General features: G+C 61.4%; 17 protein-coding genes and 1 riboswitch. Of the genes, 12 read left to right on the top strand and 5 right to left on the bottom strand.

Annotation, left to right across the window (positions count from 1 at the left end; genetic code table 11):
- Window positions 1-2: 2 nt before the first annotated feature.
- The 3 genes from dapF to K0F85_RS24790 are packed head-to-tail and all read right to left on the bottom strand — an operon-like array spanning window position 3 to window position 2619.
- A complete protein-coding gene (gene dapF, locus K0F85_RS24800) occupies window positions 3-866 on the bottom strand; it encodes a diaminopimelate epimerase (protein WP_219118530.1) in 864 nt (287 codons plus the stop codon).
- Window positions 867-877: 11 nt separating this feature from the next.
- Window positions 878-1753 (bottom strand): lipid A biosynthesis acyltransferase, encoded by an 876-nt coding sequence (locus K0F85_RS24795; protein WP_219118529.1) that lies wholly within the window; start codon window positions 1751-1753, stop codon window positions 878-880.
- A complete protein-coding gene (locus tag K0F85_RS24790; protein ID WP_219118528.1) occupies window positions 1750-2619 on the bottom strand; it encodes a lysophospholipid acyltransferase family protein in 870 nt (289 codons plus the stop codon). The genes K0F85_RS24795 and K0F85_RS24790 overlap by 4 nt, the downstream gene beginning before the upstream one ends.
- Window positions 2620-2807: 188 nt before the next feature.
- Between K0F85_RS24790 and metK the strand changes: the two genes are divergently transcribed.
- The 4 genes from metK to metF all read left to right on the top strand — a co-directional run bounded on the left by metK (window position 2808) and on the right by metF (window position 6879).
- On the top strand, window positions 2808-3974 hold the full coding sequence (gene metK, locus K0F85_RS24785) for a methionine adenosyltransferase (protein ID WP_219118527.1): 1167 nt from the start codon (window positions 2808-2810) through the stop codon (window positions 3972-3974).
- 133 nt (window positions 3975-4107) lie between these two features.
- A riboswitch (S-adenosyl-L-homocysteine riboswitch) is annotated at window positions 4108-4175 on the top strand.
- Window positions 4176-4199: 24 nt separating this feature from the next.
- On the top strand, window positions 4200-5624 hold the full coding sequence (ahcY, locus tag K0F85_RS24780) for an adenosylhomocysteinase (RefSeq protein ID WP_102297498.1): 1425 nt from the start codon (window positions 4200-4202) through the stop codon (window positions 5622-5624).
- Between the two features lie 81 nt (window positions 5625-5705).
- Entirely contained in the window at window positions 5706-6062 is a 357-nt protein-coding gene (locus tag K0F85_RS24775) for a phage holin family protein (RefSeq protein WP_219118526.1), read from the top strand.
- Window positions 6049-6879, top strand: coding sequence for a methylenetetrahydrofolate reductase [NAD(P)H] (metF, locus tag K0F85_RS24770; RefSeq protein WP_219118525.1), 831 nt, complete (start codon window positions 6049-6051; stop codon window positions 6877-6879). The genes K0F85_RS24775 and metF overlap by 14 nt, the downstream gene beginning before the upstream one ends.
- A gap of 148 nt (window positions 6880-7027) precedes the next feature.
- Here the strand turns inward: metF and K0F85_RS24765 are convergent, their stop codons facing one another.
- Window positions 7028-7555: a 5-formyltetrahydrofolate cyclo-ligase gene (locus K0F85_RS24765; RefSeq protein ID WP_257638156.1), complete on the bottom strand. Its 528-nt coding sequence runs from the start codon at window positions 7553-7555 to the stop codon at window positions 7028-7030.
- 137 nt (window positions 7556-7692) lie between these two features.
- Between K0F85_RS24765 and K0F85_RS24760 the strand changes: the two genes are divergently transcribed.
- From K0F85_RS24760 to K0F85_RS24745, 4 genes are all read left to right on the top strand, one after another.
- Window positions 7693-9639, top strand: coding sequence for a lytic transglycosylase domain-containing protein (locus K0F85_RS24760; RefSeq protein WP_257638155.1), 1947 nt, complete (start codon window positions 7693-7695; stop codon window positions 9637-9639).
- A 22-nt stretch (window positions 9640-9661) separates the two neighbouring features.
- Window positions 9662-10378, top strand: a complete 717-nt coding sequence (locus K0F85_RS24755; protein WP_219118522.1) for a glutathione S-transferase family protein — start codon at window positions 9662-9664, stop codon at window positions 10376-10378.
- Between the two features lie 13 nt (window positions 10379-10391).
- Entirely contained in the window at window positions 10392-11489 is a 1098-nt protein-coding gene (locus K0F85_RS24750; RefSeq protein WP_219118688.1) for a multifunctional CCA tRNA nucleotidyl transferase/2'3'-cyclic phosphodiesterase/2'nucleotidase/phosphatase, read from the top strand.
- An 87-nt stretch (window positions 11490-11576) separates the two neighbouring features.
- Window positions 11577-12281 carry a GNAT family N-acetyltransferase gene (locus K0F85_RS24745; protein WP_219118521.1) on the top strand — a complete coding sequence of 235 codons (705 nt, stop codon included), beginning with the start codon at window positions 11577-11579 and terminating at the stop codon, window positions 12279-12281.
- On the opposite strand, the gene K0F85_RS24740 is transcribed toward K0F85_RS24745, so the two are convergent.
- Complete coding sequence (locus K0F85_RS24740; protein ID WP_034753092.1) at window positions 12273-12797, bottom strand: Lrp/AsnC family transcriptional regulator; 525 nt, start codon at window positions 12795-12797, stop codon at window positions 12273-12275. The genes K0F85_RS24745 and K0F85_RS24740 overlap by 9 nt on opposite strands.
- Before the next feature lie 125 nt (window positions 12798-12922).
- Here K0F85_RS24740 and hppD point away from each other — a divergent pair, with 125 nt between their 5' ends.
- From hppD to K0F85_RS24720, 4 genes are all read left to right on the top strand, one after another.
- The gene (gene hppD / locus K0F85_RS24735; RefSeq protein WP_219118520.1) at window positions 12923-14050 is read left to right on the top strand and encodes a 4-hydroxyphenylpyruvate dioxygenase; all 1128 of its coding nucleotides are present in this window, start codon (window positions 12923-12925) and stop codon (window positions 14048-14050) included.
- 205 nt (window positions 14051-14255) lie between these two features.
- Window positions 14256-17852, top strand: coding sequence for an indolepyruvate ferredoxin oxidoreductase family protein (locus K0F85_RS24730; RefSeq protein ID WP_219118519.1), 3597 nt, complete (start codon window positions 14256-14258; stop codon window positions 17850-17852).
- Between the two features lie 122 nt (window positions 17853-17974).
- The gene (locus tag K0F85_RS24725) at window positions 17975-19462 is read left to right on the top strand and encodes a S41 family peptidase (protein ID WP_219118518.1); all 1488 of its coding nucleotides are present in this window, start codon (window positions 17975-17977) and stop codon (window positions 19460-19462) included.
- A 162-nt stretch (window positions 19463-19624) separates the two neighbouring features.
- Complete coding sequence (locus tag K0F85_RS24720) at window positions 19625-22345, top strand: TonB-dependent siderophore receptor (protein ID WP_219118517.1); 2721 nt, start codon at window positions 19625-19627, stop codon at window positions 22343-22345.
- Window positions 22346-22428: the final 83 nt, after the last annotated feature.

Here is a 22428-nt window from a genome sequence, read left to right as displayed (position 1 = left end):
GCTTACAGCTCGATCGTGCCTTCGAAGACGGTTACGGCCGGGCCCGTCATCAGGACGGGATGGCCGGGGCCTTGCCAGGCGATCGACAGTTCGCCGCCGCGCGCGCTGATGCGCACGGGGGAATCGAGCCGGCCGCGCAGGATGCCGGCCACGGCGGCGGCGCAGGCGCCCGTGCCGCACGCCAGCGTTTCACCCGCGCCACGTTCAAACACGCGCAGTTTCACGTGATGGCGGTCGACGATCTGCATGTAGCCGGCGTTGACCCTGCGGGGAAAGCGCGGGTGATGCTCGATGCGCGGGCCCGATTGTTCCAGGTCTTGCGCATCGACATCGTCGACCACTTGCACGGCATGCGGGTTGCCCATCGAGACGACGGACACCAGCACGTTGGTCGTGTTGCCCGGCAGCGCCAGGTCCAGCGGCCACAAGATGTCGTCACCCTCGGCCACGCCGTCCAGGCCGTTTGCATCGAACGGCACCAGCGCCGCGTCCAGCACGGGCGCGCCCATGTCGACCGTGATGTTGCCGTCGCGCTCCAGGCGCGGCGCGATGATGCCGGCCATGGTTTCCACGCGGATGCTGTCCTTGCTTGATAAGCCTTTTTCGCTGACGAATTTGACGAAGGCGCGCGCGCCGTTGCCGCATTGCTCGACTTCGCCGCCATCGTTGTTATAGATGCGGTAGCGGAAGTCGCAGCCGGGCAGGCGCGGCTTTTCCACTACGAGGATCTGATCGGCGCCGATGCCGAAACGGCGGTCGGCAAGGCGCTGCCACTGGGCCGGCGTGAAGTCGATATCTTGATGGATGGCATCGATGACGATGAAGTCATTGCCGGCGCCATGCATTTTGGTAAATTGGAGTTTCATGTTCTGCCGTATCACTCGTGTTGGTTATAGAACGACGCTTCGCCTTCCGGACGCGTCTTGAAGCGTTTATGCGTCCAGAAATACTCGGCCGGCGCTTCGCGCACGCGTTCTTCGATGAATGCATTCATGCGCAGCGTGGCGGCCGTGATGTCGTCGCCCGGATAATCGTCCCACGCAGGATAGTAGGTCACTTGCCAGCCCTGGTAATTGGGCAGGAAGGTGGCGATGACGGGAATGACTTGCGCCTTGGCGGCCAGCGCCAGGCGCGCCGTGGCCGTCAGGGTGGCGGCGGGTACGCCGAAGAAGGGCACGAATTGCGCATCCTTCTCGCCGAAATCCATGTCCGGCAGCATGAAATACGGCAAGCCGTCGCGCAGCGCGCGCAAAATCGTCTTGATGCCATCCTGGCGCGTGAACAGCTTGGGCGGCTTGAAGCGCGAACGGCCGTTGCGCAAGGCCTGGTCGAAGGCGGCATTCTTTTGCTGCACATACATGGACGAGGCGGAAATTTCCATCGCCGTGGCGGCGCCGGCCACGTCGAGGCAGACGAAGTGCGGACACAGCAAAATGGTGGGCTTGGCAGCGATCTGCTGGCCCGGGAAGGCGGGCACCTTCCGGATCAGGCGGTTCAGGCGCGCTTCCGACGACCACCACAGGATGCTGCGCTCCCACACGCTGCGCGAATAGGCCTGGAAATGCTGGCGCGCCAGGGCCACGCGTTGCCGTTCCGTCAGTTCCGGCATGCACAGGCGCAGATTCGTCAGGGCGATCTTGCGTCGCGTCGGCATGGCGAGGAACAGCAGGCTGCCGACGGCCACGCCGAAGCGGCCGAGGATGGGCAAGGGCAGCCAGTGCAGCAGCCACATGAAAGCGATCAGCAGTCTCATGCCTGCTCCTTGGCGGCATCCGGCATCGCTGGCGTGGGCGGCGGCGCGCCGCGCGGTACTTTATAGCGGTTGTAGCTCCACAGGTATTGCGCGGGACTGCGGGCGATCAATTGTTCCATGGCGGCATTGATAGTGCGCGCCTGTTCGGCCGAGGTGATGGCTAGCGACTCGGTAAATGGCACGAAATGCACGACGTAGCCACGCCCGCCAGGCAGGCGCTCGGCGTAGGTGATGATGACTTCGGCGCCGCCCATCTGCGCCAGCTTGGCCGGCAGGGTCATGGTGTAGGCGGGACGACCGAAGAAATCGGCCCACACGCCTTCGCCCTCCTGCGGCACCTGGTCGGGCAGCAAGCCGATGGGCTGGCCTTTTTTCAGGCATTTGGCAAAGATGCGCACGCCCGACATATTGGCCGGCGCCAGCATCAGGTTTTCGCGCGCGCGGGCACCCTCGATCAGCGGTTTCAGGGCGGCGCGCTTGGGCGGGCGATACATCACGGTGAGCGGCGTGCGCAGCGCGATTTGCTGGGCGACGATTTCAAAGCAGCCCAGGTGCGGCGTCAGGAAGACGATGCCGCGGCCGTGCTGCAGCGCTTTTTCCACCAGTTCCCAGTTTTCCACCGTCGCATGGCGCGCCACGCGCGCGGCCGGCGCGCACCAGATGAAGGGCAGTTCCAGTACGCTCTTGCCCGCTTCGGCCACGGCCGTGTGCAAGTGTTGCGAAAACCCCGCACCCTGCATGTTCTCGCGCATGCGGCGACGGTAGGAGGGAGAAATGGCGTAAATCACCCAGCCGAGCACAGCGCCCAGGCCATGCAGGACGGGCAGGGGAAAGAGGGATAAGAAGCGGAAAATTGGGACTAACATGAATAAGCGGTTTCCAGGAATGGCGTGTTGCTGTGCCAAAATTTTTTAAGAAGCGTAAAATACCACGTATGCAGTAACCGCTGAGTTAATAGACAACTTGCGAAGCGGAATATAAATATCGCTAAAGCGTCGCAGGCAAAATCCTCTTTACTGCGACAGAACATTCACATAGTAATCAGGAGCTTGCAATGTCAAACGACTATCTCTTCACTTCCGAATCCGTTTCGGAAGGCCATCCCGACAAGGTTGCCGATCAAATTTCCGACGCCATCCTTGACGCCATCCTGACCCAGGATCCAGCCGCCCGCGTGGCTGCCGAAACCCTGTGCAATACCGGCCTGGTGGTGCTGGCTGGCGAGATTACCACGCACGCCAATGTGGATTATATTCAAGTTGCGCGCGAAACCATCAAACGCATCGGCTACGACAACACGGAATACGGCATCGACTACAAGGGTTGCGCCGTGCTGGTGGCCTATGACAAGCAGTCGCCTGACATCGCGCAAGGCGTCGATGAAGGTGCGGGCATTGACCTGGATCAAGGCGCTGGCGACCAGGGCCTGATGTTCGGCTACGCCTGCGATGAAACTGCCGAGCTGATGCCTGCCGCCATCCACTACGCGCACCGCCTGGTCGAGCGCCAGTCGCAACTGCGCAAGGATGGCCGTTTGCCGTGGCTGCGTCCGGATGCGAAATCGCAAGTGACCCTGCGTTACGTCGATGGCCGCCCCGTCGGCGTGCACACGGTCGTGCTGTCGACACAGCATGCGCCGGAAATCTCGCACAAGCAAATCGAAGAAGCCGTCATCGAAGAAATCATCAAGCCCATCCTGCCGCGCGAATGGCTGACGGAGACCAAATTCCTCGTCAACCCGACCGGCCGTTTCGTCATCGGTGGTCCGCAAGGCGATTGCGGCTTGACCGGGCGCAAGATCATCGTCGACACCTACGGTGGCGCAGCCCCGCACGGCGGCGGCGCGTTCTCGGGCAAGGACCCTTCGAAAGTCGACCGTTCGGCAGCGTATGCGGCACGCTACGTGGCGAAAAACATCGTCGCGGCCGGTCTGGCGCGCCAATGCCAGGTGCAGGTCAGCTACGCCATCGGCGTGGCCAGGCCGATCAACATCACCGTCTACACGGAAGGCACGGGCGTGATTCCCGACGCGGAAATCGCCAAGCTGGTGCTGGCGCACTTTGATTTGCGTCCAAAAGGCATCGTGCAAATGCTCGACCTGCTGCGCCCGATCTACCAGAAGAGCGCCGCCTACGGCCACTTTGGCCGCGAAGAGCCGGAATTCACGTGGGAGCGCACCGACAAGGTTGCCCTGCTGCGCGACGCTGCCGGCCTGAAGTAATCTAGTCACTTTGTCATGCAAGCGCCCCGGCCAGCTGGCTGCGGGCGCTTTTTTCATGGCGGGCGGGATGTTGTAACGTAGCAAGTATGGCGAATTTGGCTGGCGCAGCGGCCTTGGCGCTGTTAAAATCCATCGTCCGAGGAGCGTTGCGACGAAGAAATTCGCCAGGCTCGGAATATCCTGCAACTGCGCTCACGTACCTTTTTCAACTGAAAGGAGGGCGTGATGAACGCCGTACTCAAATCGCAACACGACTACACCATCGCCGATATCACCTTGGCCGCATGGGGCGACAAAGAAATCAAGATTGCTGAAACGGAAATGCCTGGCCTGATGGCCATCCGCGAAGAATTCGCGGCTGCGCAGCCCTTGAAAGGCGCGCGCATCACCGGTTCCATCCACATGACCATCCAGACCGCCGTACTGATCCAGACCCTGGAAGCACTCGGTGCGCAAGTGCGTTGGGCATCTTGCAACATTTACTCCACGCAAGACCACGCTGCTGCCGCCATCGCTGCCGCCGGTACGCCTGTGTTCGCCGTCAAGGGCGAATCGCTCGACGACTACTGGGAATACACGCACCGCATCTTCGAATGGCCGAACGTGGATGGCAAGGCCGTCTACTCGAACATGATCCTCGACGATGGCGGCGACGCCACCCTGTTGCTGCACCTGGGCGTGCGCGCGGAAACCGATCTGTCGGTGCTGGCCAATCCGGGTTCGGACGAAGAAATCTGCCTGTTCAACTCGATCAAGAAACACTTGCTGGCCGACCCGACCTGGTATTCGAAGCGTTTGCCGGAAATCCTCGGCGTGACGGAAGAAACCACCACCGGCGTGCACCGTTTGTATCAAATGCACAAGGAAGGCAAGCTGGCTTTCCCTGCGATCAACGTGAACGATTCCGTCACGAAGTCGAAATTCGACAACCTGTATGGCTGCCGCGAGTCGCTGGTCGACGGCATCAAGCGCGCCACCGACGTGATGATCGCCGGTAAAGTGGCCGTCATCGCCGGTTACGGTGATGTCGGCAAGGGTTCGGCACAAGCCATGCGCGCCCTGTCGGCGCAAGTGTGGGTGACGGAAGTCGATCCGATCTGCGCACTGCAGGCGGCGATGGAAGGCTACCGCGTGGTGACCATGGATTACGCCTGCGAACACGGCGACATCTTCGTGACCTGCACCGGCAACTACCATATCCTCACGCACGATCACCTGACGCGCATGAAAGACCAGGCCATCGTCTGCAACATTGGTCACTTCGACAATGAAATCGACGTCGCTTCGTTGAAACAATACGAGTGGGAAAACATCAAGCCGCAAGTTGACCACATCATCTTCCCGTCGGGCCGCCGCATCATCTTGCTGGCCGAAGGCCGTTTGGTCAACCTCGGTTGCGGCACGGGCCACCCGTCGTACGTGATGAGCTCCTCGTTCGCCAACCAGACGATCGCCCAGATCGAACTGTATGCGAACACGGCCAACTACCCGGTCGGCGTGTACACCCTGCCAAAACACCTGGACGAAAAAGTCGCTCGTTTGCAACTCAAAAAGTTGAATGCGCAGCTGACGGAACTGACGCAAGAGCAAGCCGACTACATCGGCGTGCGTCAAGAAGGCCCTTATAAGCCAGAGCACTACCGTTATTAATCGGTAGTCCGGGGCTGTCACTCCCCCTCTGAGGGCCGGCGCTTGCCGCCGGCCTGACCCTACTTTTGACAGGCTAGAGAAATGCGCTTGCTACTGATTTGGTTTATCAATGCGGCAGCCCTGTTTGCCGTCCCGTATTTGATGCACTCGGTGACGATGAGCAGCGGCTGGACCGCGTTGCTGGCCGCTGCCGTGCTGGGGCTGGTCAATGCGCTGATCCGCCCTCTGTTGATCTTGCTGACCTTGCCTGTGACGTTTTTGTCGCTGGGCCTGTTCATCCTGGTCATCAATGGCTTCATGTTCTGGCTGGTGGCGCAAGTGATCGACGGTTTCCATGTCGCCAGTTTCTGGTCGGCCGTCGGTGGTGCATTGCTGTACAGCGTCATTTCCTGGGCCCTGTCGACCTTACTTTTGAGTAATGACGATGGAAAAGCATAATTTCAGTATTGAGTTTTTCCCGCCGAAAACCCCGGAAGGGGCGGAAAAGCTGCGCGCCACGCGTGTCAAGTTGTCCGAATTGAATCCGAAGTATTTCTCGGTGACCTTTGGCGCCGGCGGCACCACGCAGCAAGGTACCCTGGACACCGTGCGCGAGATCCTCGCGGCCGGCGAACAGGCCGCGCCCCATCTGTCGTGCGTCGGTGGTTCGCGCACATCGATCCGCGCCGTGCTGGCCGACTTCAAGGCGGCCGGCGTGCGCCGCATCGTCGCCTTGCGCGGCGACTTGCCGAGCGGCTACGGCGCCTCGGGCGAGTTCCGCTATGCCAACGAACTGGTGGAGTTCATCCGCGCCGAGACGGGCGATCATTTTCATATCGAAGTGGCCGCCTACCCGGAAGTGCATCCGCAAGCCCGGTCGCCGCAAGACGACTTGCAGGCGTTTGCGCGCAAGGTGCAGGCCGGCGCCGATGCCGCCATCACCCAGTACTTCTACAATGCCGACGCGTATTTCCAGTTTGTCGAGCAGACGCAGAAGATGGGCATCAACGTGCCCATCGTGGCCGGCATCATGCCGATCACGAACTACACGCAATTGATGCGCTTTTCGGACATGTGCGGCGCGGAAATACCCCGCTGGGTGCGCTTGAAACTGTCCAGCTTCGGCGACGACAGCGCGTCCATCAAGGCCTTTGGCCTGGACGTCGTGACGGGTTTGTGCGAACGCTTGCTGGAAGGCGGCGCGCCCGGCTTGCATTTCTACAGCATGAACCAGGCGGCGCCCACTACCGCACTGTGGCAGCGCCTGGTCAAGTAATTCTTCGGGGTTATAGCGCCTAACAGAACCGTAGCGAGCGGATGCGAGTTGTGGCTGAGAAGCGGAGCTGTGCTAAGCACGGGGCCGCCGAGGCAGTGAGCATCGGAAGCCGCAAATCGCGACGCGCAGTAGGTAATGTTCGGTGCTCTCAGTAAAGATCGCCCTCGGTCATAATGTGATCGAGGGCGATGTCGTATTCGCCGTTCGGAAAACTGGCGGCCAGGCAGGCATAGGCGATGCCCAGGGTGCGCGGACGCGGCGTTTGCGCCAGGGTGCGGTCGTAATAGCCGCCGCCATAGCCGAGGCGGAACCGTTGCATGCTAAAACCCAGGCAGGGCACCAGCAGGGTGGCAGGGGCCGGGCGCAGGCGCAACTGGGCCGGCACGGCCACGCCCATGCCATCTTTCACCATCGCTACGCCGGGCGTCCAGTCGGAAAATGCCAGCGGCGCATGCTTCTCCAGCACCACCGGCAAGCTTAATTGCACGCCGCGCGCGGCCAGCTGCGCGTACGCGCCGTGCAAGTCCGGCTCGCCATGCAGGGGCCAGTACACGCCCAGTTCCTTGACGTTTTCCTGCGCGCACCAGTCCAGCAGGCGCTGCGCGATGGCTGCATCCCATTCTGTGCGCGTGGCATCGGGCAGGGCGCGCCGGGCCGCCAGCAGCGCCTTGCGCAAGCCGGCTTTGTCCTGTGGCGCAATGGGTGGCCGTGTAGCCGGATCGCATGTTATTCTAGGGTCGCTATTCATATCACCATCAAGTTAAGATTGAGAGTCGTACATTGATTTCCCCACTGAAATGGATTGCCGGCACGATGCTGTGTGTTGCATCGGCCTTGTCTCCCCTGGCCGCCCTGGCCCAGGTATCGACCAGCGTATCCCCAGCCGCACCCGACACGCGCAGCGAGGACGATGCCTTCCTGCTGCTGCGCGACGCCGCGCGCAAGGATGACGCCGAAAAAGCCGACTTTTATGCGGGGCGCCTGACGAATTACCAGATTCCCTCGTATGTTGACTATTATCGGCTGAAACCGCGCATCAAACAGCTGACGGAAGCGCAATTTCGCGATTACCTGAACCGCTACAAGGGTAGCGCCATCGCCGACCGCTTCCGCAACGACTGGTTGCTGGAGCTGGGCCGCAAGCGCGACTGGGTCGTGTTTGATGAGCAATATCCGCAATTCGCCCTCGATGACGACACCCAGCTCAAGTGCTATGCGCTGATGTCGCGCGCCGCCAAGGGCCAGAACGTGGCACCCGAGGCGCGCAACCTGCTCGTCTCGCCGCCCGGTTATGGCGAAGCGTGCGGCAGCCTGATCGCGGCATTGGCGCAAAATGGCCAGTTCGACGCGAATGACCTGTGGGCGCAGATCCGCCTGGCGGGCCAGACGAATGCGACGGGCCCGGCGCGCCGCATCGCGCTGCTGCTGGGCGCGTCCGACGCGAAGATGGCGCAAGCCATCGACTTGCCGGCGCTGATGCTGGCCAAGGGGCCGGGGCCAAGTCGCGCCGACCACGAGATGTACCTGGTGGCCATCGGCCGCATGGCGAAAAGCACCCTGAAGCTGGGCGTGGTGGCGCTGCAAAAGGCGAGTTCGCAACTGACGGCGCAAGAGCAAGCCATCGGCTGGGCCAACCTGGCCCTGCAAGCGTCGTACTCGCTGGCGCCGGAAGCGTTCGACTATTGGCAAAAATCGAATGGCGCGCCATTGACCCAGGAGCAGATGCAGTGGAAAACGCGCATTGCCTTGCGTGAAGGCAACTGGCCCGTGGTGAAGGCGTCTATCCAGGCCATGCCCGCCTCGCTGCGCGCCGACCCCACCTGGGTGTACTGGCTGGCACGCGCGCAGCAGGCGGAAACGCCGGGCCGCCCGAATGTGCAAGCCGATACCCTGTACCGCACGATTGCGGACCAGTCGAATTTCTATGGCTTGCTGGCCAATGAAGAGCTGGGCAACCACCTGGTCTTGCCGCCGCCTGGCCAGCCCATCATGCCGACGGAAATTGCCGCCATGGCTGCCAATCCGGGCTTGCAGCGGGCGCTGAAATTTTTCAACATGCGCCTGCGCTTCGAAGGCACGCGCGAGTGGAACTGGGAATTGCGTTCGATGACGGATAGGCAACATCTGGCAGCCGCCGAATTTGCGCGCCAGAACAATGTGCTCGACCGCATGGTCAACACCTCGGACCGCACGCGCCTGGAAGTCGATTACACGCAGCGCTATCCGACGCCGCACGACGACGTCATGCATCCGGCCACGCAAACCCTGGGCCTCGATAAAGCCTGGGTGTATGGCTTGATCCGCCAGGAATCGCGCTTCATCATGGATGCGCAGTCGCACGTGGGCGCATCCGGCCTGATGCAGGTCATGCCGTCGACGGCCCGTTATGTCGCCAAGAAGATCGGCCTCACCGATTTCGTCACGGAAGCCTTGAGCGACGTGCGCACCAACGTCTTGCTGGGCACGAATTACCTGAACATGGTGCTCGGTGGCCTTGACCGTTCGCAAGTGCTGGCCAGCGCCGCCTACAACGCGGGGCCGGGACGCCTGCGCATCTGGCGCGCCACCATGACGCGGCCGCTGGAAGGCGCCGTCTTCGCCGAATCAATTCCGTATACGGAAACGCGCGGCTACGTGAAAAACGTGATGGCCAACGCCACATATTACGCGGCCCTGTTCGAGAAGAGCCCGCAATCGCTGAAAGCGCGCCTGGGCACCGTGGGGCCGAAAAACAGCGCTATCGCGGCCGATTTGCCTTGACCCATATTGTTGATCACTGACCATGCAAACGACCATCCTTGACCCCAGCCTGACGCAAACCCTGGCCGCTGCCCGCGAGCCGGGCCTGACCCTCATCATCGGCAACAAGAATTACTCATCGTGGTCGATGCGCCCATGGGTGGCCATGACGGCGTTCGGCATCCCGTTCCAGGAAGTACGCGTGCTGCTCGACCAGAGTGACACGGCCACCAAAATCGCCGAGTATTCGGCCTGCGGCAGGGTACCCGTGCTGCTGGCGGGAGAAATAACGATCTGGGACAGCCTGGCCATCTGCGAATACCTGGCCGAGCAGTTTCCTGACAAGCATCTGTGGCCGCAAGACGTGGCCGCGCGCGCCATGGCGCGTTGTGTCTGCGCGGAAATGCATTCCGGTTTCGCCGGCTTGCGCACGGATATGTCGATGAATATCAAGGCCAAGTTGCCGGGCCGGGGCCGCACGGCCGCCGCCCAGGCCGATATCGGCCGCATCAGCGAAATATGGGAAGAGTGTCTGTCGCGCTTTGGCCACCACCAGTTCCTGTTTGGCGACTTTTCCATTGCCGATGCGTATTTCGCCCCCGTCGTCATGCGTTTCCGCACGTATGGCGTGCGCCTGGCGCCGGCCTTGAACGCGTACTGCGAGCGCGTGCAGGCGCACCCGGCCGTGGCCCGCTGGATCACGGAAGCGCTGGCAGAAACGGAAGTCGCTGCCAGGCACGACGCGGAATTACCCGATTAAAGAGACGTTGATGATGAAGATATACACGGTCGGTGGCGCGGTGCGCGACCAACTGCTGGGTTTGCCCGTGAAAGACCACGATCACGTCGTCGTGGGCGCCACGCCGGAAGACATGCTGCGCCAGGGTTTTCGCCCTGTCGGCAAGGATTTCCCCGTGTTTTTGCACCCGAAGACGCAGGAAGAATATGCCTTGGCCCGCACCGAGCGCAAGACGGCGCCCGGCTACCGGGGCTTTGTCTTCCACACGGCGCCCGACGTCACGCTGGAAGACGACCTGGTGCGGCGCGATCTCACCATCAACGCCATCGCGCAAGCCGAGGACGGTACCTTGACCGACCCGTTCGGCGGCATCGCGGATATCCGCAACAAAATCTTCCGTCACGTCTCCGACGCGTTTGGCGAAGACCCCGTGCGCATCTTGCGCCTGGCCCGTTTTGCCGCCCGCTTTAATACTTTCACTGTTGCGCCCGCTACACTGGCCCTGATGCGCCGCATGGTGCACGACGGCGAAGTCGATGCCCTGGTGGCCGAGCGCGTGTGGCAGGAAGTGGCCAAGGGGCTGATGGAAAGCCATCCTTCACGCATGCTGACGGTATTGCACGAGTGTGGCGCGCTGGCGCGCATCATGCCAGAAATCATGCTCGGCGCACATTTGCTGCAGGCTGTCGACCATGCCGCCGTGCAAGGTGTAGATTTGCCCGTGCGCTTTGCCGCCTTGATGCTGCAACTGAGCAAGGCTGCCATCGAGCAGCTGAGCGAGCGCTTGCGCGTGCCCAACGAGTGCCGCGAGCTGGCCGTCATGGCGGCGCGTGAACGGGAGCATATCAACGGCGCGCTGGACTTGGGCGCCGAAGCCATCGTCGCCCTGTGCGAACGCTGCGATGGCTTGCGCAAGCCGCAGCGCTTTACGCAACTGCTGCAAGCGGTGGCGTGCGATGGGCTGGTGGCGGCTGACTTTGCGCCGGCGGCGCGGCTGCAGGGCGGCCTCGATGCGGCCCGCGGCGTGAATGCGGGGGCGCTGGCGCAAGGCTGCGTGGAGCCGAAACGCATCCCTGAAGTCATCCACGCGGCGCGGGTGGCGGCCGTGCAGGCATTCCTGGCCCAGGCTTGAAGGACGGGAATAGGCTACAATGGCGGCATGATGTTGCACTGCACAATATCGGCCTGACGTGCCGCAGCACCGCTTCCAGGAGTCGTCGTGACCTTACCCAAGCTGTTTCAAAACCCGTTTCGCCGCTGGCTCAGTCGTAGCGGCGGCGGGCGTCCGAGCGTGCTCGTCAAGCAGTTGCATGAGCGCGACCGGCGTCGCATGATGAAGCATTTCCTGTCGCTCGAGAAAAGCGACCGCCTGCTGCGCTTCGGCAGCGCCTTGCCCGATGAACTGGTGGCCCAGTACGTGCAGAAGATGGATTTCTCGCGCGATATGATTTACGGCGTCTACAACAGCCTGTTCAAGCTGGTGGGCGTGGGGCATCTGGCGTTCGCGCCGAAGGATAAGTCGCCGGCGAAAAGTGTCGTGACGGAGAAGGAGCAGGTGGCCGAGTTTGGCGTATCCGTGTCGAAATCCATGCGCGGCATGGGCGTCGGTTCGAAACTGTTCGAGCGGGCGGCGATACATTGCCGTAACAACGATGTCGATACCCTGTACATGCATTGTTTGTCGTCGAACAAGACGATGATGCATATCGCCAAGAAGGCGGGCATGGAAATTCAGCGCGACTATGGCGAAGCCGATGCATACCTGAAACTGTTGCCGCCAAACCCGTCGAGCATGCTGCAGGAAGCCGTGCAGGAGCAGTTTGCCATGTTCGACTACACGTTCAAGGCGAACGCGCGCGCCGCATTCAAACTGTGGGATCGCTTGCCGGGGCGCAAGAAGAAGCCCGAGCCACCGTCACAGTAAGGGCAGCGCCGTCGTATCCTTGATACGCTGCAGGGCAAAGCTCGATTTGACGTCTAGCACGGCCGGATGGCGCAGCAGGGTCGCCATCATGAAGCGCGAAAAGTGCTCCATGTCTTCCACGTGCACGCGCAATAAATAATCCATTTCGCCCGTCATCGCATAGCAGGCCACCACTTCCGGCCATTGCGCCACGGCGACGGCAAAGTCGGCGCGCGGCGAGGTATTCGTCACAAGGTTGGGCGCCAGCACGCGTGCCGTGCTGTGCGCCGTGGCGTCGCTGTGCTTTTCCAGCCGCACATTCACGTAAGCCAGCAAGCCCAGGCCGATCTTTTCCGGGTCCAGCAAGGCCACGTACTGGCGGATGACGCCCGCTTCTTCCAGCCGTTTGACGCGGCGCAAGCATGGCGATGGCGACAGACTGACCTGTTCAGCCACGTCCTGGTTCGACAGGCGCCCGTCGGCCTGCAGGACGGCAAGGATCTTGCGGTCCGTTTTATCCAGCGTAATTTTGCTCATGCTTCCTCCGGTGGTTCTCGTTTCACGCAATATTATTGCGCAAATCATGCTTGTTCGGGAGATCTTTGGCATTTAATGCCCGCGACCCACGCCTATACTGTGCGCTACTTCTTGGAGGAGACATCATGCAATTTCAGCCTTGGGATAACCCGATGGGTACCGATGGTTTCGAGTTCGTCGAGTATGCAGCACCAGACCCAAAAGCATTGGGCAAGCTGTTCGAGAACATGGGCTTCACGGCCATCGCGCGCCACCGCCACAAGGATGTGACCCTGTATCGTCAGGGCGACATCAATTTCATCATCAATGCCGAACAGGATTCGTTCGCGCAGCGTTTTGCTCGCCATCATGGCCCGTCCGTGTGCGCCATCGCCATCCGCGTCGACGACGCGGCCTTTGTGTACCGCCGCGCGCTGGAACTGGGCGCCTGGGGTTTCGACAATAAAACGGGGCCGATGGAGCTCAATATCCCCGCCATCAAGGGCGTGGGCGATTCCCTGCTGTACTTCGTCGACCGCTGGCGCGGCAAGGGCGCCGACAAGCCAAACGCGGCTGCACCGGGCGGCATCGGCGACATCAGCATCTATGACGTCGATTTCGTCGCCATTCCCGGCGCCGTCGCCAATCCCGTCGGCCATGGCCTGACGTATATCGACCACCTGACGCACAATGTGCATCGTGGCCGCATGAAGGAGTGGGCGAGCTTCTATGAAAGCCTGTTCAACTTCCGCGAAGTGCGCTATTTCGACATCGAAGGCAAGCTGACGGGTCTCAAATCGAAGGCCATGACTTCGCCGTGCGGCAAGATTCGCATTCCCATCAATGAATCGTCGGACGACAAGTCGCAGATCGCCGAATACCTGGACCAGTACCATGGCGAAGGCATCCAGCATATCGCCCTGGGCACGGACAATATCTATGCCTCCGTGCAAGGTATGCGCGACACGAGTATCGATTTCCAGGACACGATAGAAACGTACTATGAGCTGGTCAACCGCCGCCTGCCGAACCACGGCGAGCAGCTGGAAGAATTGCGCCGCCTGCGTATCCTGATCGATGGCCACAGCACGGAAACGGAACGCGAACTGCTGCTGCAAATCTTCACGCAGACGGTGATCGGTCCGATCTTCTTCGAGATCATCCAGCGCAAGGGTGATCAGGGCTTCGGCGAAGGCAATTTCCGCGCCCTGTTCGAATCGATCGAACTGGACCAGATCAAGCGCGGCGTGCTGAAAGATACGAACGCGGCGTAATGTTGCTTTGTAGAAAATAGTAGAAAAAACAGCAGCAAAAAGGTAAAAACGCGGGAGTGCAGCGCAGCAAAGAACTGCGCGCCTTCCTGTGGTAGTCTACGACAAACAAGTCATTTTTCCGCACCGGCATGCTCACAAAGCGCAGCCGGTACGTGTGAGTTCAACCGACCTGCACGCGTAGCACAGAGAATAATGGAGACAAGTAATGAATGCACCAATCAAGGGCTCGAGTCTTGAGCCGGGCGCGCACGCGTCCGAAATTTCCCTGAACGATAAATACACGCTAGAGCGGGGCCGCGCCTTCATGACGGGCACGCAAGCGCTGATCCGCCTGCCCATGCTGCAGCGCGAGCGCGATCTGAAGGCTGGCCTGAATACGGCCGGCTACATCACCGGTTACCGCGGTTCGCCTGTGACGTCCGTCGACATGACGGCGATCAAGGCCAAGAAATACCTCGATGAACACCACGTCAAATTCCACCCGGGCCTGAACGAAGACCTGGCCGCCACGGCCGTCTGGGGCACGCAGCAAACGAATCTGTTCGAAGACGCGAAATACGATGGCGTGTTCGGCATGTGGTACGGCAAGGGCCCCGGCGTCGACCGCTGCGGCGACGTGTTCAAGCACGCCAATAACGCCGGTTCCGCCAAGCACGGCGGCGTGCTGGTACTGGCCGGCGACGACCATGCGGCCAAGTCGTCTTCCACGGCGCACCAGTCCGACCATATCCTGAACGCCTGCGGCATCCCCGTGCTGTACCCTTCTTCGGTACAGGAATATATCGACTATGGCTTGCACGCTTGGGCCATGAGCCGCTACACGGGACTGTGGGTATCGATGAAATGCGTGACCGACATCATCGAGTCGGGCGCCGCCGTCGATTTCGACCCGGACCGCGTGCAGATCACCTTGCCGCTTGACTTCGAGATGCCGGCCGGTGGCTTGAACATCCGCTGGCCCGATACGGTGCTGGAACAAGAAGTACGCATGAACAGCTACAAATGGTATGCGGCGCTGGCCTATGCGCGTGCCAACAAGCTCAATAAAATCATCTGGGACAGCCCGAAGGCGCGCATCGGCATCATCACGGCCGGCAAATCCTACCTGGACACGCGCCAGGCGCTGGCCGACCTGGGCATTGACGAACAGACGGCGTCCGATATCGGCATCCGCTTGTACAAGATCGGCATGACCTGGCCGCTGGAAGCGGACGGCGTGCACGAATTTGCCAAGGGTCTCGATGAAATCCTCGTGGTGGAAGAAAAGCGCCAGATTCTCGAATATGCCTTGAAGGAAGAACTCTACAACCTGAAGGATGGCGAGCGTCCGCGCGTGGTCGGCAAATTCGACGACACGGGCGAATGGAGCAACCAGAAGGGCACGGGCCACGGCGACTGGCTGCTGCCGGCCACGTATGAACTGAACCCGGCCATGATCGCCCGTGCCATCGCCAGCCGCATTTCGCGCTATTACGCCGGTCATCCCGTCGAGCAGCGCGTGAAGGAGCGCATCGCCTATCTGGAAGCGAAGGAAAACGTCCTCAAGGCGATCAGCGCGAAACCCGATCCGCAAAAGGACCGCACGCCGTTCTTCTGCTCCGGCTGCCCGCACAATACCTCGACCAAAGTGCCGGAAGGCTCGCGCGCGCTGGCCGGCATCGGCTGCCACTACATGGTGCTGTGGATGGACCGCGAAACGTCGACGTTTACCCACATGGGCGCCGAAGGCGTCACCTGGGTTGGGCAGGCGCCGTTCACGAATGAAAAGCACGTGTTTACCAATCTTGGTGACGGCACGTATTTCCACTCGGGCATCCTGGCCATCCGCGCGGCCGTCTCGGCCAAGGTGAACATCACCTATAAAATCCTGTTCAACGATGCGGTGGCCATGACGGGCGGCCAGGAATTCGACGGGCCTTTGTCTCCGGCCATCATTTCGCGCCAGATCGCCGCCGAAGGCGTCGGTCCCATCATCGTCGTCACCGATGAACCGGAAAAATACCCGGACGATTACGCCTGGGCGGAAGGCGTCACCGTGCGCCACCGTTCGGAACTGATGGACGTGCAGCGCGAACTACGTGACATGCCTGGCGTATCGGCCATGATTTACGACCAGACCTGCGCCTCGGAAAAACGCCGCCGCCGGAAACGCAATGAATACCCGGATCCGGCCAAGCGCGCCGTCATCAACGAAGCCGTCTGCGAAGGCTGCGGCGACTGTTCCGTGCAATCGAACTGCCTGTCGGTGGAACCGCTGGAAACGGAACTGGGGCGCAAGCGCCAGATCAACCAGTCGTCCTGCAACAAGGATTTCTCGTGCACGACGGGCTTCTGCCCCAGTTTTGTCACGGTGGAAGGCGGCGGCTTGAAAAAACCGAAGAAGGCAGCTGCCGCCGACAAGGCTGCGCCAGCCGTACCGGCCTTGCCGACACCAGTCATTCCCTCGACGGCGGAACCATTCGGCATTTTAGTGACCGGCATCGGTGGCACGGGCGTGGTCACCGTCGGCCAGATCCTGGCCATGGCGGCCCACGTGGAAGGCAAGGGCTGTTCCGTGCTCGACATGAGCGGCCTGGCGCAAAAAGGCGGCCCCGTGATGTCGCACGTGCGCCTGGCCGACCGCCAGGAAGACATCCATTCGACCCGCGTCGGCACCGGTGCGGCCGATCTGGTGATCGGCTGCGACTTGATCGTCACGGCCAGCCGCGACGCCCTGTCGCGCATGGGAGAAGGACGCAGCTGGGCCATGATCAACTCGACCAGCTCGTCGACGGCCGCCTTCGTGAAAAACCCGGACTGGCAATTCCCCGGCGCTTCCGCGCGCATGGAAATCGAAAAGGCTTGCGGCAGCGACCACGTGGACTTCATCGACGCGGGCCAGATCGCCACGGCACTGATGGGCGACTCCATCGCCACGAACATGTTCATGCTCGGTTATGCCTGGCAAAAGGGCAAAGTGCCGCTCACCGAAGCGTCGATCATGAAGGCCATCGACTTGAATAACGTCTCGGTGGCGTTCAACAAGGCCGCCTTCAACTGGGGCCGCGCCGGCGCCCACGATGCGGCCAGCCTGGTGCGCATGACCACGCCAGCGAAAGTGGTGGAATTCAAGCGCATCGACACGCTCGACGACATCATCGAAAAAAGAGTCGCCCTGCTGACGGCCTACCAGGACCGCGCGTATGCGCAGCAGTACCTGGACTTCGTCGGGCAGGTGCGCGCCGCCGAAAGCGCCTTGAACGGCCCGCACTTGCGCCTGACGGAAGCCGTGGCCCGTTACTTCTACAAGCTGATGGCTTACAAGGACGAGTACGAAGTGGCGCGCCTGTACACGGACGGTGCCTTCCAGGCGAAGATCGCCGCCATGTTCGAAGGCGACATCAAGCTCAAGTTCCACCTGGCGCCACCTATCATGGCGAAAACGGATGGCCAGGGCCATCTGATCAAGAAGGAATATGGCCCGTGGATGCTGAAGGCCTTCGGCGTGCTGGCCAGGTTCAAGGGCTTGCGCGGCACGGCCTTCGATGTGTTCGGCCATACGGCCGAGCGCAAGATGGAACGCGCGCTGATCGGCGAATACCGCGCGACGGTGGGTGGCTTGCTGCCGAAACTGACGACGGCCAAGCTGGCGCAAGCCGTGGCGATAGCCAGCATTCCGGAAGATATCCGCGGCTATGGCCATGTGAAGGAACGTCATCTGAAGGCGGCGAAAGAGAAGGAAGCGAGTCTCCTGATCGCCTTCAATGCGCCGACGCCGCTGCCGCCCATCGTGGCAGCACCCGTGGCGGCCACCGTGGCGTGATGGGCTGAGCACAACGTTGTAGCAATGGCGCCTGCGGGCGCCATTTTTTGTATCAAAGAAAACAACGCCTGTTTGTAAAACGCATTATAATTTTTCGATAATTTCTTTTCGGAAAGTTTCTCATGTATTCCCTGCGCTCCTCCCTGGCCATTCCCCTCGTATTGTTGTTGAGTGCCTGCGGCGGCGGAGGCGGCGGTGCGCCAGTTGCTCCTCCCGTGACGCCGACGGGTCCGACGGCGCTGGTCGCAGCCTCCACGGTGGCGAACCGCTGCGAGGCGCCGCGCAGCGGCAGCAGCATCGACAAGCAGGGGGCCTTGCTCGATGAACTGACGTGGGTGCGCAGCTGGATCGATGAAACGTATCTGTGGTACCGCGAAGTGCCGAGCACGTACCAGCCGCAGAGCTTCAGCACGCCCATCGCGTATTTCGATGTGCTGAAAACAACGGCCACGACAGCGTCAGGCAAGCCCAAGGACCAGTTTCATTTCACGTATACGACGGCCGAATGGGAAGCTTCGCTCAACGGCGTGGAACTCGGTTATGGCATGCTGCTGGCCTTGACGCGGACCACGCCACCACGCAGTGCCGTTGTCACGATCGTCGAGCCGGGTTCGCCGGCGGGACTGGCGGGCTTGCAGCGCGGCGATGTGCTGCAAGCCATCGATGGCGTCGACTTCGTCTATGCTGCGGACCCGGCCAGCGCGAAGATTATCAACGCCGGCCTGTTTCCCAAGGCGCAAGGCACGCACACGCTGGGATTGAGCCGCAACGGGGTGGCCATGAGCGTGAACCTGACGGCGGTGGACGTGAGCACCAGCGCCGTGCAGAACGAGCGCATCATCGACACGCCCACGGGCAAGGTGGGCTATCTGACCTTCAACAGCCACAATAATGTCGCCGAGCGCCAACTGGTCGAGACCATGCGCCGCTTCCAGGCGGCCGGCATCAGCGACCTGGTGCTCGATGTGCGCTACAACGGCGGCGGCTATCTGGATGTCGCCAGCGAGCTCGCCTACATGATTGCCGGTCCACAAGTCACCACCGGCAAGACCTTCGAGCAGACGCTCTTCAATGACAAGACGCGGCCGGGAGCGCCCGTGCCATTCCATGCGCAAAGCCAGGGCTTCGCCGGCCCGAATCCCCTCCCCAAGGGCACGCCCTTGCCCTCCCTGGGCCTCAAACGGGTGACCTTGCTGACAACGGGCAATACCTGCTCGGCCAGCGAAGCCATCATCAACGGCTTGCGCGGCGTGGACGTGCAAGTCAACCTGATCGGCGGCACGACGTGCGGCAAGCCCTACGGTTTTTATCCTGCGCCCAATTGCGGCACCACGTATTTTGCCGTGCAGTTCCAGGGTGTCAACGCCAAGGGCTTTGGCGACTTCGCCGATGGCATGGCGCCGACCTGCGACGTGGCGGACGATTACCAGCATCAGCTGGGCGATGCGGCGGAAGGCATGCTGGCAGCGGCGCTGCGCTACCGCAGCAGCGGCAGCTGCGTCCCGGTCACCGGCGCGAGCAGGCTCTTGAGCTCGATGCAGAGTCCGGCCGACACGGCCCTGCGACTGCTGCGGCCGGCCTACAAGGAAATTGCTGTAATGAAACGATAAAGCGTGCTTCTGTTTTCCTGCGCGTTGGGAGCAGCGGCAAGTTTCTTCCCGTAAATATTTCTATATAACAATTATGGTATATAGAAAGACGAATCGATTCGTTCTGTAATTGCTGGCATCTTGATATCTTTCGCCTTCTCCCTAACCTTGAGACGCGCAAAGATGCCTATACAATTCAAGTTACCACCGCTCACCGTTGCCGTACTGGCCATCCTGGGCGGTACCGCATGGCAGGCGCACGCGCAAACGCAAGCGCCCGCAGCGGTTCAGCAGCCAGCGGCCACCCCGCCAGCCGTCGTGGTCACCGGTTCGCGCATTCCCCGCGCCAGCCTGGAAGGCCCGTCTTCCGTCACCATCCTGACCGGCGATGAAATCACCAAGCAGGGCTACAAGAACGTCTTCGACGCGCTGACTAGCCAGGTGCAGAACAGTGGCTTTACGCAAGGCGAAGATTACGGCAATACCTTCACGCCATCGGCCAATACCATCAGCCTGCGCGGCCTGGGTCCGAACCATACCTTGATCCTGCTGAATGGCCGCCGCCTGGCCGATTTCCCCATCGCCTATGACGGCGCCGTCAACTTCACCAACCTGGCGAATATCCCGGCCAGCATTGTCGATCGCATCGAGATACTCAACGGCGGCGCCTCGGCCATCTATGGCTCGGACGCGATCGCCGGCGTGGTCAACGTGATCCTGAAAAAACAGGCGGAAGGCTTCGATATCAACGTCAAGCTGGGCGGCACCTCGCGCGGCGGCGCCGGCAACCAGCGCGTGCAGCTGACGGGCGGCGGCAATTTCGACAAGCTGCATACCTTGTTCAGCGTGGAATTGAGCGAGCGCGACCCGCTGTGGAGCATGGACCGCGACTTCATGAGCAGCCGCTCGGGCGTGCCGACCACGATCGCTTCGCGCCGCGTGATGGCGTCAGGCACGTCCGGCCGCTATGTGGACCTGGGCGATACTTGCAGCCAGTTTGGCGACCTGTTCGGCGGCAGCGTCGTCAAGTACCAGGCCAAGAACGGCACCTATTGCGCCAGCCCGAAAGCCCGTCCCACCTACTGGACCACGCAGACCAAAAATAGCAGCCAGAACGTGTTTGGCAGCGCTAATTACGAGCTCGATGCCGATACGACCTTGTTTGCCGACTTCCTGCTTGGCAAGAACAAGACCGTGAACACGACGCGCGGCCCATCGTGGACCTCGGCCTCGCTGGGCAATGGCTACTTCCTGAACCAGAACAGCGGCACCTACGAAGAGTGGACCCGCTTCATGTCGCCCGAGGAAATCGGCGGCGTGCAGCGCTACAAGCGCAGCTGGGATGACGTGGCCACGGCCATCTCGCTGGGCGCCAAGGGCCGCATTCCTGGCACCGCCTGGCAGTATGAAGCCAACTACAACGCGTCCATCTACAAGAGCGAAGGCCACACGCCGCGCATGTTGTCGAACATCGACAACTTCTTCCTGGGACCCAAGCTGGGCACGGATGCCAAGGGCGTGGCCATCTACGCACCGGATGCGGCGCGCCTGTCGCGCCGCCTGACGGCTGCCGAATTTGACAGCATCGCCGGCTACAGCGATAGCAAGGACAAGGCCTGGACGAATACGCTGAGCTTGGCCACGAATGGCGACCTGTTCCAGCTGCCTGCCGGCACGGTGAAAATCGCCACGATTGCCGAAGCGAGCAAGCAGGGCTTCAGCAACGAACCCGACGCGCGCATCGACCAGGGCTATTTCAATATCGCCACCGGTTCGGGCGTCACCGCCGGCACCCGTTCGCGCTATGCGCTGGGCGCGGAATTGAATGTGCCCTTGCATGAAAAGCTGACCGGCACCCTGGCCGGCCGTTATGACCGCTACAGCTTTGCCGGCCGCAAGGAAGGCAAGTTCACCTACAACGGCGGTCTGGAATTGCGTCCCGCGCCCGAGCTGCTGTTCCGCGCCAACTACGCCACCAGCTTCCGCGCGCCAGACATGAACTATATCTACCAGGCCCGCGGCAAAGGCTATTATTCGAGCACCACCGATTACTATCGTTGCGACGCCGCCGGACAGGCCATCGAAGGCTGCGAATATGCCAACAAGTCGCCTGGCGCCGACTATGTGCAGAACGGCAGCCGCGACCTGCAGTCGGAAAAGGGCAAGTCCTTCGGCGTGGGCGCCGTCTGGTCGCCGAGTTCCAATTTCGACGTCTCGGTCGACTACTGGAGTATCAAGATCGATGACCTGGTGACGAATCTGAGCGCCGACAAGCTGCTGCGCGACGAATCCGACTGCCGCCTGGGCAAGGCCGACATCAGCTCGCCGACCTGTATCGATACCGTGGGCCGCATCGAGCGTTACGCGGCCAATGCGTTGAACAAGGCGGGCGAGATCAAGACCATCACCGTCAACCCGATCAACGCGGCCAAGCAAAGCAGCAGCGGCATTGACGTCAGCCTGAAGTACTTGCTGCGCACGACGGATTATGGCCGCTTCGCCTTCAAGGCCAACTACGCCAGGGTGCTGAGCAAGAAATCGCAGCAATTTGTCGGTGATGAGGTGACCGACGAAACCAAATCGATGACCAACAAGGATTGGCCCGACAAGCTGAACCTGAGCGTCAACTGGGCTGCGGGCGACTGGTCGAATACCTTGCTCGTCAGCCGCTACGGCAAGGTGCCGAATGCCGCCGGCACGGGCTACCTGACGCCGACGGTGTTGGCCAATATCAGCACCGTGTACCGCATCAGCGAACGCGCCACGCTGTCACTGATCGTCAACAACGTGTTCGACAGAATCAAGCGCGATACCAGCAATGGCTGGCCGTACTACCCGATCGGCAATTTCAGCCCGCAAGGCCGCCAGGGGTGGATCGAGTTCAACTACCATTTTGGCTCGTAATTCACGCTTGCCAGAGCAAGGCCGGAGTAGCTGACGCTGTTCCGGCTTTTTTATTTGCCACTGCGTTTTTATCTGAACGCCAC

The organism is Janthinobacterium sp. UMAB-56, from assembly GCF_900095265.1.
Taxonomy (GTDB): domain Bacteria; phylum Pseudomonadota; class Gammaproteobacteria; order Burkholderiales; family Burkholderiaceae_D; genus Janthinobacterium.
Note: the sequence above shows the minus strand (reverse complement) of the source record. Positions and strands in the feature narration are given on the sequence as shown.